At 53.3% G+C, this 13214-nt stretch carries 12 protein-coding genes; 7 read left to right on the top strand and 5 right to left on the bottom strand.

The window, feature by feature from the left end:
- Window positions 1-7 precede the first annotated feature (7 nt).
- The 6 genes from atpD (at window position 8) to glmS (ending at window position 8393) form a co-directional block, all read left to right on the top strand.
- On the top strand, window positions 8-1396 hold the full coding sequence (atpD, locus tag MJ923_RS19440; protein WP_126168841.1) for a F0F1 ATP synthase subunit beta: 1389 nt from the start codon (window positions 8-10) through the stop codon (window positions 1394-1396).
- 35 nt (window positions 1397-1431) lie between these two features.
- On the top strand, window positions 1432-1857 hold the full coding sequence (locus MJ923_RS19435; protein WP_126168840.1) for a F0F1 ATP synthase subunit epsilon: 426 nt from the start codon (window positions 1432-1434) through the stop codon (window positions 1855-1857).
- Window positions 1858-1993: 136 nt separating this feature from the next.
- Complete coding sequence (gene glmU / locus MJ923_RS19430; protein WP_240592514.1) at window positions 1994-3358, top strand: bifunctional UDP-N-acetylglucosamine diphosphorylase/glucosamine-1-phosphate N-acetyltransferase GlmU; 1365 nt, start codon at window positions 1994-1996, stop codon at window positions 3356-3358.
- 180 nt (window positions 3359-3538) lie between these two features.
- Complete coding sequence (locus tag MJ923_RS19425) at window positions 3539-5638, top strand: TonB-dependent siderophore receptor (RefSeq protein WP_240592513.1); 2100 nt, start codon at window positions 3539-3541, stop codon at window positions 5636-5638.
- 129 nt (window positions 5639-5767) lie between these two features.
- Window positions 5768-6532: a DeoR/GlpR family DNA-binding transcription regulator gene (locus MJ923_RS19420; RefSeq protein ID WP_240592512.1), complete on the top strand. Its 765-nt coding sequence runs from the start codon at window positions 5768-5770 to the stop codon at window positions 6530-6532.
- A 31-nt stretch (window positions 6533-6563) separates the two neighbouring features.
- The gene (gene glmS / locus MJ923_RS19415; protein WP_240592511.1) at window positions 6564-8393 is read left to right on the top strand and encodes a glutamine--fructose-6-phosphate transaminase (isomerizing); all 1830 of its coding nucleotides are present in this window, start codon (window positions 6564-6566) and stop codon (window positions 8391-8393) included.
- Between the two features lie 47 nt (window positions 8394-8440).
- Here glmS and MJ923_RS19410 read toward each other — a convergent pair whose 3' ends face one another.
- The 5 genes from MJ923_RS19410 to MJ923_RS19390 form a co-directional block, all read right to left on the bottom strand.
- Entirely contained in the window at window positions 8441-9106 is a 666-nt protein-coding gene (locus MJ923_RS19410; protein ID WP_240592510.1) for a hypothetical protein, read from the bottom strand.
- Window positions 9107-9176: 70 nt separating this feature from the next.
- Window positions 9177-9584, bottom strand: a complete 408-nt coding sequence (locus MJ923_RS19405) for a hypothetical protein (RefSeq protein WP_240592509.1) — start codon at window positions 9582-9584, stop codon at window positions 9177-9179.
- A gap of 195 nt (window positions 9585-9779) precedes the next feature.
- On the bottom strand, window positions 9780-9977 hold the full coding sequence (locus MJ923_RS19400; RefSeq protein WP_126168833.1) for a DUF2061 domain-containing protein: 198 nt from the start codon (window positions 9975-9977) through the stop codon (window positions 9780-9782).
- Window positions 9978-10127: 150 nt separating this feature from the next.
- Window positions 10128-11030, bottom strand: a complete 903-nt coding sequence (locus MJ923_RS19395; protein WP_240592508.1) for a 1,4-dihydroxy-2-naphthoyl-CoA synthase — start codon at window positions 11028-11030, stop codon at window positions 10128-10130.
- A 103-nt stretch (window positions 11031-11133) separates the two neighbouring features.
- Entirely contained in the window at window positions 11134-11484 is a 351-nt protein-coding gene (locus MJ923_RS19390; RefSeq protein WP_240592507.1) for a hypothetical protein, read from the bottom strand.
- 91 nt (window positions 11485-11575) lie between these two features.
- On the opposite strand from MJ923_RS19390, the gene ccoG reads away from it, so the two are divergent.
- Entirely contained in the window at window positions 11576-13000 is a 1425-nt protein-coding gene (ccoG, locus tag MJ923_RS19385) for a cytochrome c oxidase accessory protein CcoG (RefSeq protein ID WP_240592506.1), read from the top strand.
- Window positions 13001-13214: the final 214 nt, after the last annotated feature.

Below are 13214 nucleotides of genomic sequence, written 5' to 3'. Positions count from 1 at the left end.
ATTAATCATGAGCACAGGTACTGTTGTCCAAGTAATTGGCGCGGTTGTGGACGTTGAGTTTCCACAGCAATCCGTACCTCAGGTATATGACGCTCTGAAGATCACAGGTGAAGGTACCTGTAACGGTCTGGTGCTGGAAGTTCAGCAGCAGCTCGGTGGCGGTGTGGTTCGTACCATCGCCATGGGTTCTTCTGACGGTCTGCGTCGTGGTATCGAGGTTGAAAACACTGGTTCCGCTATTGCCGTTCCTGTTGGTAAGGCCACTCTGGGCCGTATCATGAACGTGCTGGGCGAGCCTGTGGATGAAGCGGGTCCTATCGGTGAAGATGAGCGTTATGTAATTCACCGTGAAGCTCCTTCCTATGAAGAGCAGTCAAACACTACTGAACTGCTGGAAACCGGTATCAAGGTAATCGACCTGGTTTGTCCATTCGCCAAGGGTGGTAAAGTAGGTCTGTTCGGTGGTGCGGGCGTTGGTAAGACAGTTAACATGATGGAACTGATCAACAACATCGCCAAGGCACACTCTGGTTTGTCTGTATTCGCCGGTGTAGGTGAGCGTACCCGTGAAGGTAACGACTTCTACTACGAAATGCAGGAATCAGGCGTACTGGACAAGGTAGCCATGGTGTACGGTCAGATGAACGAACCACCAGGAAACCGTCTGCGTGTGGCCCTGACCGGTCTGACCATGGCCGAGAAGTTCCGTGACGAGGGTAAAGACGTACTGTTGTTCGTAGACAACATCTACCGTTACACCCTGGCCGGTACCGAAGTATCAGCACTGCTGGGTCGTATGCCATCAGCCGTAGGTTATCAGCCTACTCTGGCTGAAGAGATGGGTGTACTCCAGGAGCGTATTACTTCTACCAAGACTGGTTCTATTACCTCCGTACAGGCGGTATACGTACCAGCGGACGACTTGACCGACCCAAGCCCAGCCACCACCTTCGCCCACTTGGATGCGACCGTGGTACTGTCTCGTCAAATCGCTTCTCTGGGTATTTACCCAGCGGTTGACCCACTGGATTCCACCTCTCGTCAGCTGGATCCACTGGTAGTTGGCCAAGAGCACTATGACGTGGCTAACGGCGTTCAAAACGTTCTGCAGCGCTACAAAGAGCTGAAAGACATCATCGCGATCCTGGGTATGGACGAACTGTCAGACGACGACAAGATGACAGTATCCCGTGCCCGTAAGATTGAGCGTTTCCTGTCTCAGCCTTTCCACGTAGCGGAAGTATTTACCGGTTCTCCTGGTAAGTACGTGCCTCTGAAAGACACTATCCGTGGCTTCAAGGGCATTCTGGAAGGTGAGTTCGACCACATTCCAGAGCAAGCGTTCTACATGGTTGGCTCTGTCGACGAAGCCGTTGAGAAAGCCAACAAGAAGTAATTCGGGCCCTGCCTGAGTCTTAAATGGAGAACGCTATGGCCATGACAGTACATCTTGATATCGTAAGTGCAGAAACTCGCATTTTTTCCGGTCTGGTAGAACACCTGCAAGTGACCGGTGGCGAGGGTGAACTGGGCATCATGCCTGGCCACGCCCCTCTGCTGACTTTTATCAAACCTGGCATGGTGCGCATCGTTAAGCAGCACGGTAAAGAAGAGGTTTTCTACCTGTCCGGCGGTTTGCTGGAAGTACAAGCCAATTCTGTGTCTGTGCTGGCTGATGTGGCTTTGCGTGCCGAAGACATTGATGAGCAGGCGGCTCTGGAAGCCAAACGTCGCGCCGAGGCCCATATGGCCGAAGCCGGTGCCGATTTCAACTATGCCGCGGCAGCCATCGAGCTGGCCAAGGCCGTAGCTCAGCTGCGTGTGGTTGAAACCATCAAGAAAAACATTGCCAGATAAGGTGAATGTGTCCCAAAAAAGGCGCCCCAGGGCGCCTTTTTTATTGGGTAAAAATAGCCTGTCCTCTTCTGCACAGCGGTGAATTTTAGGCGGCCATCGGGTACACTTGCGCCAGATAAAAGATAAGGGACCTCCTATGTCACTCAATGTTGTCATTCTCGCCGCCGGAAAAGGCACCCGCATGCGCTCAGACCTGCCCAAGGTACTGCACAGCGTCGCCCACAAACCCATGGTTCAGCACGTGATAGACACGGCGCGTGAGCTCAATGCCGATAACATCAATCTGGTGTATGGCTATGGCGGCGAACTGCTGAAAGCAAAGCTGGGTGAGCAGCCGCTGAACTTTGTGTTGCAGGCCGAGCAGCTGGGTACCGGTCATGCGGTGGCGCAGGCGATTGACCACATCAATGACGAGGACACTGTGCTGGTGCTCTACGGCGATGTGCCACTGACCCGCAAAGAAACCCTCGAAGCCCTGCTGGCTGCCCGCCAACCCGATGGTGTTGCGGTGTTGACGGTGCATCTGGATAACCCCACTGGTTATGGCCGCATGGTGCGCGAAGGCGGCAAAGTCGTCGGTATCATCGAGCAAAAAGATGCCAGCCCGGAGCAGCTCAAGATTAATGAAATCAACAGCGGCATCATGGCGCTGCCGGGCAAGCGACTAAAGAACTGGCTTGGCCGCCTCGAGAACAACAACGCCCAGGGCGAGTTTTACCTCACCGACGTGATTGCCATGGCCCACGCTGATGGTGTGGCAATTGATACCGCCCATCCCGCCAATCCCATCGAGACCGAAGGCGCCAACAACCGGGTGCAGTTGGCGGCACTTGAGCGTGCCTATCAGGCCCGCCGCGCCGAAGAGCTGATGCTTGCAGGCGCCAACCTGCGCGATCCCGCCCGTATCGATATTCGCGGCGACGTGACTGTGGGCATGGATGTAATGATCGACGTGAACGTGATTTTTGAAGGCACGGTCAAGCTTGGCAATAACGTTACCATTGGTGCCGGTGCCATCCTTATCGACTGTGAGATTGCCGATAACTCCGAAATTAAGCCATACAGCATTATCGAAGGTGCCAAACTCGGCGATAGCGCCAGTGCCGGTCCATTCGCCCGTCTGCGCCCCGGCGCCGAGCTGCACAAAGATGCCCATATCGGCAACTTCGTTGAAATGAAAAAAGCTGTGCTGGGTGAAGGCTCCAAGGCCGGGCACCTGGCGTATCTGGGCGATGCCGAGATTGGTAAGGGCGTGAACATAGGCGCGGGAACCATTACCTGTAACTACGATGGCGCCAACAAGCACCTGACCGTGATTGAAGATGACGTGTTCGTCGGCAGCGATACCCAGCTGGTGGCACCTGTGGTTATCCGTAAGGGGGCCACCCTCGGCGCTGGCTCCACCATCACCCGTGAAGTGGGCGAAAACGAACTGGTGATCACCCGCGTTAAGCAGCGCCATATTCAGGGCTGGCAACGTCCGGTGAAAAAGCCAAAGTAACAGTTTTGGCTTAGTCAAAGGCGGCGCATTTGCGCCGCTTTTTCGTTTCTGAGGGACCTTTTGTGATCCCCATCACCTGCAATTGTAAATTACCGTAAAGAAAATCAAATAAGAACTATTCTCAATTATAGTGCTGCCGGTTTCGTAAGACTTTTTGACAGAGTTGGTAAAGAGGTAGGCATGTCACTCAAATTCTCCACCCTGAGCCTGGCCGTCGTGGCCGCGCTGCAATCCCCGTTGGCACTGGCCAATGAGGTATCAAATGGCAACATCGAGCGCATCGAAGTTAAAGGCCGCAGCTTCAACGAATACAAGGTTGGCGCAGCCAATGGCGCCATGCGCGGCGACATGTCGCTGCTGGAGACACCCCAGTCGGTGAGCGTGATCCCGGACTTTGTGACCGATGAGCAGTTGGCCACCAACCTGGCCGAAGTGCTGGTGAATGACTCCTCCATTACCGCTGGCAGTCAGCGCTGGAACCGTCAGGTGTTTTCATTGCGGGGTTTCGAGCTGGACTCGGGCTCAGGTTACCTCGCCAACGGTCATCAGCTGTTTGCCCATTATGTATTGCCGATTGAAATCTTAAGTCAGGTGGAAGTGCTCAAGGGGCCTTCTTCCATGCTCTATGGTCAGTCTGGCCCCGGTGGCCTGGTGAATATGGTCACCAAGAAGCCCACTTACGACAAGCTGTTCGAACTCGGTTTTGATACTGACGATTCAGGCTCGACCCGTTTCCAACTGGATGCCGGTGGCGCCATCAACGAGGCCGAAACCTTAAGATACCGTGCCGTGGGCGTGAAGCAGGATACAGAATACTGGCGCAGTTACTCGCCACTGGCGGGCGAAGCTGCTGAGCAGCAAGAGCGTGACCGCTGGCTCGGCTTCGTGGCTATCGATTATGACATCAGCGATAACCTGCTGCTGTCGCTGCGCTACGACCGCACCGAAGACAAAACCGGCATCGACGTGGGCGGCTGGCTCGATAAAAGCGGTAACCTGATTGGTGGCCGTGAGCAAATCTGGGACATGCCCTGGGCTTTTACCGATAACAGCATTACCAACCTCGGCGCTGACATTGCCTGGCAGCTGAGCGACAACTGGAACCTGAAGCTTGGCTATAACGACCAGCAGTTCAACCGTCGTCGCTTCGATTCGTTGCCAACCTATAACGAAAACGCCATGACCGAAGGCTACAAGATCAGTCCCTTTGACCGTTTCGATGATTGGAGCCATAAGACGGCTTATGTGGATCTGAACGGCCAGTTTGAGCTGGCAGGCATGGAGCATAAGTTGCTGCTGGGGGCCAACAAGCTCGATTACGGTTATGCCCAGCTGCGGGTCAAGGGGAAAAGCCAAACCGTGATGCCCGGCGCGGCTGCCGCTCGTCCGGATATCGACTATCACGACGATGACAGCTGGTACACCAGCGAATACGAGTTCTACGGTGTGTACCTGCAAGACTTGATCAGCATCAACGATCACTGGAAGGTGTTGGCCGGAGTACGTTTCGATGAGCAAAAAGAACAGAGTGGCAACGACAATGCACTGTCGCCCAAGTTTGGGGTGATTTGGCAGCCGCAACAGGATCTGAGCCTCTACGCCAACTACTCAAAAAGTTTTGTGCCTCAGGGTTCGGTAAATAATGAGAATGACCTGAGCGATAAGATGGAGCTCGATCCCGAGTTTGGTACCCAGTATGAACTCGGCGCCAAGTGGGAGCTGATGAATGGCGGCCTGCTGCTGACCGGCGCTCTGTTCGACATCGAAATCGACAACCGGGTGGTGGTGCATACCCTCGACACTCCGGTGGGCAGCGCGACCCAGCAAACCCGTCAGGACGGCGTTCAGCACCACAAGGGCTTTGAGCTGGGCGCTCAGGGTCAGGTGAGTGACAGTCTGTTCGTGACTGCTTCGATGATGTATCTGGATGCCCAGTACAAAACCGCCGATGCACTTAATGGCAAAACGCCAATCGATGCGCCCGAGTGGTCGGCTAATATCTGGAGTCGTTACGAGCTGACCGATAACTTTGCCATGAACTTCGGTGCAGTCTATGTGGGTGAGCGCTTTGCCGATACCCAAAACAGCATCAGCAAAGACGGTTACCTGCGTTTCGATATGGGTGCCGCTTACACCTTCCATATCGGTGGCAGTGAGTTCGATGTGCGTGCCAACGTGCGTAACCTGTTCGACACCGATTACCTTGATGGCGGCAATTACCAGATGGTCACCATAGGTCAGGAGCGCAACTTTAACCTGGCGTTGAACGCCCGCTTCTAAGTCGTTTTGTGTGTTTTCCAAGGCAGCCAATCGGCTGCCTTTTTCGTTGCTTAAATTTCATTCTTGGTAAATTTGTTTCGTTTCTATATAATCTATCTTTCGAATCGAAAGTTAAATTGAAAGTAACGGATGACCAAACGCAACACTCAGCAGCGCCGCCGCAGCATTATCGAACTCCTGAACGTTCAGGGGGAGGTGAATGTCGACCAGCTGGCGAGCGAGTTTGCCACCTCTGAGGTGACCATTCGCAAGGATTTGGCCGAGCTGGAAAAGGCCGGGCTGTTGTTTCGCCGTTATGGCGGCGCCGTGCCGCTGCCGCAGGAGCTGAATGCTCAGGCGGTGGCCATCTCCCCGGTGAAGCTCGCCATTGCCAAAGAGGCGGCCGGGCTTATCCGCGACCATAACCGCATCATCATTGACTATGGTAGCACCACGTTAGGGCTTATCCCCGAGCTTGCCCATCGCCGCGGACTGGTGGTGATGACCAATTCGCTGCAGCTGGCCAATGCCATTCGCGAATTGGAGCAGGAACCGACCCTGCTGATGACCGGCGGCACCTGGGATCCTCACTCTGAAAGCTTTCAGGGGCTGGTGGCCGAGCAGGTGCTGCGTTCTTACGACTTCGATCAACTGTTTATTGGTGCCGATGGCATAGACCTCAGCCGCGGCACCACCACCTTCAACGAACTCGTTGGCCTGTCACGCGTGATGGCCGAGGTGTCGCGGGAGGTGATTGTCATGCTGGAGTCCGACAAGATAGGCCGACGCATTCCCAATCTCGAACTGCCCTGGAGTCAGGTCAGCGCCGTGGTCACAGACAACAGATTGCCCAAAGAGGCAGTGGCCACTATCGAGTCTCACGGAGTGAAGGTGTATCTGGCCGACGTCCAGTAACCGTTATTTAGACCTTACGGAAAATACAAGCATGTGTGGAATCGTTGGCGCCGTGGCGCAAAGGGATGTGGCCGAAATTTTGCTCGAGGGCCTGCGTCGTCTGGAATATCGTGGTTATGACTCGGCCGGTATGGCCATCATAAACCACAGTGAAATGAACCGTACCCGCCGCGTAGGTAAGGTGCAGGAGCTGGCAGATGCACTCACCGAAGCGCCGCTTGCCGGTGGTACAGGCATTGCCCACACCCGCTGGGCCACCCACGGTGAGCCGAGCGAGCGCAATGCTCACCCGCACCAGTCCGAGGGCGATATCGCCGTGGTGCACAATGGCATTATCGAAAACCACGCCAAGCTGCGTGAGCGCTTGAAGGGCCTGGGTTATCAGTTCAATTCAGATACCGATACCGAGGTGATTTGCCACCTGGTACACCATGAACTCAAGAGTCACGATACTCTGCTTGCCGCAGTGCAGGCCACGGTTAAGCAGCTCGAAGGTGCCTACGGTACTGTGGTGATCGACCGCCGTGACGCCGAGCGCATGGTTGTGGCCCGCAGTGGCAGCCCGCTGGTGATTGGTTTTGGTCTGGGTGAAAACTTTGTGGCTTCAGATCAGTTGGCGCTACTGCCGGTAACCCGCACCTTCGCCTTCCTCGAAGAAGGGGATGTGGCCGAAGTGATGCGCCGCAGCGTGCGTATCTTCGATGTAGACGGAACTGAAGTTGAGCGCGAAGCCAAAGAGTCGGAAGTAACCCACGATGCCGGCGACAAGGGCGAGTACCGCCACTATATGCTCAAGGAAATCTATGAGCAGCCACGGGCACTGGCGCGCACCCTCGAAGGTCGCATCGCCAATATGCAGGTGCAGGACAGCGCCTTCGGCGACAAGGCCGCCGAGCTTTTGAAAGACATCAAACATGTGCAAATCATCGCCTGTGGTACCAGCTACCACGCGGGCATGACCGCCCGTTACTGGCTGGAGCAGTGGGCTGACGTGTCGTGCAACGTGGAAATCGCCTCCGAGTTTCGCTATCGCAAGTCGCACCTGTTCCCCAACAGCCTGCTGGTAACTATTTCCCAGTCCGGCGAGACCGCCGATACCCTGGCGGCGCTGCGTCTGGCGAAAGAGATGGGCTATCAGGCCACCCTGACCATCTGTAACGTGCCCGGCTCTTCGTTGGTGCGTGAATCCGACATGGCTTACATGATGAAGGCCGGCGCTGAAATCGGCGTGGCTTCGACCAAGGCCTTTACCGTGCAGCTGGCGGGTCTGTTGATGCTTACCGCCGTGATTGGTCGCAATAATGGCATGCCTGCTGAGCTGCAATCATCTTTAACCCAAAGTCTGCAATCACTGCCGGCCAAGGTTGAGCAGGCACTGGGGCTGGATGATGCCATTGCTTCGCTGGCCGAAGACTTTGCCGACAAGCACCATGCGCTGTTCCTCGGTCGTGGCGATCAGTACCCCATCGCCATGGAGGGAGCCCTCAAGCTTAAGGAAATCTCCTACATCCACGCCGAAGCTTATGCCTCCGGTGAGCTCAAGCACGGTCCGCTGGCGCTGATTGATGCCGATATGCCGGTGATTGTGGTGGCGCCCAATAACGAGCTTTTGGAAAAATTAAAGTCGAACGTGGAAGAAGTGCGCGCCCGCGGCGGTCTTATGTATGTGTTTGCCGACAAAGACGCTGAATTTGCCTCGGATGAAACCATGAAGGTGATCCCGGTGCCGCATTGTGATGAGTTTATGGCACCGCTCATCTACACCATTCCGCTGCAGCTGCTGTCGTACCACGTGGCCCTGATCAAGGGTACCGACGTCGACCAGCCACGCAACCTGGCAAAGTCAGTGACTGTCGAATAACCAAGCTGTATGTCGAGTATTGCCTCCCCTCGGGGAGGCTTTTTTGTTTATTTCGGGGTACAGTTTTCAATGGCTAGCTTTGCCAGTGCAGGTTTATCGGCAGCATCTGCTAGCGCAATTAGTTTATTTTGTTGCTCCAGACACTGGGTCTGATTTGCATAAATCGCTGATAATTTCACAGCTTCCGTTAAATGTTGGGAGGCAACACCGGTCGAAAACACTTTACCCACGTTTAAACTGGCTTTGTCTTTCTCACCGCCACCTTCTGAACTAAAACTGCCGTATGTCGACATGGCATCTGTACGAGGCGTTTGCAGTAGGCTCACCATATCAATGAAGTCTTTCTCGGATTGGGCTAACTGTGCTTGCTTTAAGATGACATCTTTTTCGGCGTTTTGGGTAGCGGGATCCGCTATTCCTTTGGATGATGCCAAAGAATCTCTTTTATTAACTGCTTGTGTAAGGTCTTGTTTGCTTTTAAGCAAGTTGTCAAATTTGGCTTTTGAGCCAGGAACTTGTTCCAGCGTTCGCATTATTGTTTGCTTGCCGTAAGTCGCTTCCAATTTATCAATTGTTGTTTGCCCTTCTTTTGAAACAGCCACTGGTACGTAGGCAGCGTCCACAGATTTAACGCCTAGATTGATTGATACGCCTTGTGCATCGTTGGCATTGGCGCTTACATCCACACCGACAATGACTTTTGATGAGTACACCAAGGGAGCCTGTTGCAATGGCGTGCAGGCCGATACTAGCGTTACAGCTGTCAGAGTTATCAGGGCAGGTCTAATTATCATTTTGAGTCCCTCCATGGGATGCGATACAGATGTTATCTAACGATTGTTGATGCCGTTGCAGCAAAGACAGGAGCAATTCCAATTGCTCCGGATCTTCAAGCCACAGCACTACATGGCACTTGGCGTCTATGGGAACTGAGGCAAGTTGTTCACTTACCCATCCCAAGGTGGTGCCAGTGGGTGTCGAGATAAATCCCAGTCCTTTAGTCTCCACCAATGCGATAGCTCCGATATTGGGAGTCACATTGATGATGGGGAAGCCAAAATAGCGCTCAACACTGACAGTGTTGTCGTCGTAAATCTTGATAGATGTGCAGGCGCTCAGCAGCACCAGCGATACTGATGCTGTTATATACCTGAGGGAAATAGAAAGCGTGCGCGCCAAACCAACCTCCATGTTATTCACACGGAGCTGTCGCTTGTTTCGATTGCAAAGTTCAAATCCATTTCTTTGCAAATTTGAAACATTGGGCTGTGTGAATGTTTTTCACTCAATTTTTAGTTGTATTAGAGATGAATTAACATTCAACTTAAGATTGATAAGCTGTTGGTGATAATAAGTTTAGTTGATTCGATATGGCATTGATCTGACTTACGCCTCAATCAAAAGTACGGACTTTTTTGCTTCAATCCGCTTCCATACCTTTTCGTGGAAGTAAAACACCACTGTGTTGATGGTGGGTTCAATCAGGGCCACAGCGCCGCCAACGACAACGCTGCCGGTGAGCAGATAGGTGATGCTGAAGGCCACACCAAAGTGCAGCATGGCAAAGGTCATGGTCTTTAACATAGTGGTTTCCCCCATAGATGAATTAACTTAAATGATAATGGTTATCACTTGCAAGTAAAGTTAAATTGTTCAATTGGGGTAAACGAGCGGGTCGATTAAAACAAAAGACGCAGCGTGGGGCTGCGTCTTGGATGGGATGCTCGGCTGATATCAATAGTGCCAGGGGAACTTGCTGTAATCCTGATCGCGTTTTTCCAGGAAGGCATCGCGACCCTCCTTGGCCTCATCGGTGCCGTAGGCCAGGCGTGTTGCTTCACCGGCAAACAGCTGCTGGCCGACCAAGCCGTCATCGGGCAGGTTAAAGCCATATTTAAGCATGCGCATGGCGGTGGGCGATTTGGAGTTAATCTCTTTGGCCCAGCGCAGTGCTTCCACTTCAAGCTCGGCATGGGGAATACTGCGATTGACCATACCCATGGCTACCGCTTCATCGGCACTGTAGTTAAAGCCGAGGAAAAAGATTTCCCGCGCCCGCTTTTGCCCCACCATCTTGGCCAGATAAGCACTGCCGTAGCCGGAGTCGAAGCTGGCCACATCCGGATCCGTTTGTTTGAATACGGCATGTTCTTTGGAGGCTAAAGTGAGATCGCACACCACATGCAAACTGTGGCCGCCGCCCACAGCCCAGCCCGGCACCACGGCAATGACCACTTTTGGCATAAAGCGGATAAGCCGCTGCACTTCGAGAATGTGCAGTCTGCCCATGCGCGCCACATCGGCACTGCCAGGCTCTGCGCCTTCGTACTTGTAGCCATCTTTGCCGCGAATACGCTGATCGCCACCGGAGGAAAACGAATATTGGCCTTTGGCGGACGGGCCATTCCCGGTGAGCAGTACGCAGCCTACGTCTGACCATTGGCGGGCATGGTCCAGGGCGGTGTAAAGCTCATCCACGGTTTTGGGGCGGAAGGCATTCAGGCAGTCGGGACGGTTGAAGGCGATACGTACCGTGCCCTGATCTTTGGCTCTGTGGTAGGTAATGTCTTCGAATGCAAAACCGGGTACTTCTGTCCAGAGATCTGGATCAAAATTATCAGAAACTTTTTGGGTCATGACTGAGCCTGCCTGTGTTCACATTAGTTGCCACAGGCTAGGCTCAAGTCAGTTTTGGGTCAATGCTTTAAGGAAAAAGCTATGGGATGGGCGACAAAAATTATCAGAGGTTGTCGCAAATAAACTGCAGGTTTTCTTTATCAAAAACCGGGTGAGTGGCATTGGCGCTGCCGCAGTATTCGGTTTTGAAATCGATCACACTGTTTTTATCGGTCAGCACAGCATCAAATTCTGAAAGCTCGGTAGAGGACAGGCGCTCGCCTATCTCAGCCTTGAGTTTCTGCAATCTGCCGTCAACTCTGATGATCTGGGTACCGGTCAAAGAATCGAGCTTTCGCTCGATTTTTTTCAGCACCGCCTGGGTTTCGGCGATAGGCTCATCAAGCTTGTCGGTTTCGGTATACAGGTAATACAAGCCACCTGCGAGGGCTGCCAGGATAATCCATCCTCTCATCTTTTGGTCCAATCGAGTGAATGTGCACTATAAATATGGCTATAATAAGCCACTTTTCGAGCAATATTAAAGCAGTAATAAAGGCTGTCAGATGAACGCAGATTCGAATAACAAGGACTACTCGAAAGCCGAGCGGATCAAAATCCACCAACCGGATGCCGGTAAGGCGGACCGATTCAACCCGCGAAACCGTATATATGTCCGCGCTGTGGATGGTTTGTGGAGTAAACTGCGCCGCCGCATGGGATGGGTGGCTATGTTGTTCTTCCTTATCTTGCCCTGGCTCCCATGGGGTGATAGGCAAGCCGTATGGTTCAACCTGGCCGAACAGAAATTTCATATTTTCGGTTTGACCATCTGGCCTCAGGATCTGACGTTGCTGGCGGCGCTGTTTATGATTGCCGCCTTTGGTCTGTTCTTTGTGACCACCTATCTTGGGCGGGTCTGGTGTGGCTATACCTGCCCACAAACCGTCTGGACCTTTATCTTCATCTGGTTTGAAGAAAAACTCGAAGGCCCGCGCAACAAGCGGATCAAGATGGACCAGATGCCATGGAACTTCGATAAGACCTGGCGCAAAACCGCCAAGCATGCCAGCTGGCTGCTGATATCCTTCCTGACAGCCACTACCTTTGTTTCCTATTTTGTGCCAACCCGCGAGCTCTATCTCGACGTGCTGACACTCAATGCCAGCGGTGGCGTGTACTTCTGGGTCATCTTCTTTACCTTCGCCACTTACGGCAATGCAGGTTGGATGCGGGAAATCATGTGTATCCACATGTGCCCTTACGCCCGCTTCCAGGCAGCCATGTTCGACAAGAACACCTTTATTGTGGGTTATGACGCGACCCGTGGCGAAACCCGTGGTCCACGTTCACGTAAAGCTGACCCGAAAGAAATGGGACTGGGCGACTGTATCGACTGTGACCTCTGTGTGCAGGTGTGCCCAACAGGTATCGATATCCGCAACGGCATGCAGTACGAGTGCATTAACTGTGGCGCCTGTATCGATGCCTGCGATCAGACCATGGATCGTATGGGTTACGCCAAAGGCCTTATCAGTTACACCACTGAAAACAAACTTGAGGGTAAGCAGGAAAAAGTCATGCGACCCAAGCTGGTGGGCTACGGTGTGGTGCTCACAGCCATGGTGCTGGTATTCGTTGGCCTGGTAGCGACCATCTCGCCACTGCGTATTGATGTTATCCGCGACCGTAACGCGCTTTATCGTCAGGATAGTCGTGGTCTGATTGAAAACACCTTTACCCTGAAGATCCTTAACAAGACGGAAGTGAGTCACGTTTATCGTCTGTCGGTAGAAGGCCTGCCAAACTACCGCTGGATTGGCGAGCAGACTGTGTCGGTCAACGCCGGTGAAGTGCTCACCCTGCCTGTCAGTGTGGCAGTGGACCCGGTCGAGTTGAAACGGCCCATTACCAAAATCAATATCCGGGTAGTGGCTGAAGACGTTCCTGAAGTCGAAGCCGTGCAGGAAACCCGTTTCTTCGGGCCTTAATCAGGTTTGCGCCAAGGTGCCAACAGGCACCAGGGCATGACACCAACACACAAAAAAGGGGCTTAATGCCCCTTTTTTGTGCTTTTAGCTCGCAAAATAAACGAACGCGATAAAAACCGAAGTTTTCTTCAAAAAAGCCCTTGCGCAAAAGTTTGGGGTCCCTATAATGCGCATCCACTGACACGGCAAGCGGCGCTAAGCGTAGCGGGTTGTG

Origin of the sequence: Shewanella zhuhaiensis, assembly GCF_022484835.1 — a bacterium.
GTDB lineage: Bacteria > Pseudomonadota > Gammaproteobacteria > Enterobacterales > Shewanellaceae > Shewanella > Shewanella khirikhana.
The sequence above is the reverse complement of the archived record's forward strand: the minus strand, read 5'-3'. Positions and strand labels throughout refer to the sequence as shown.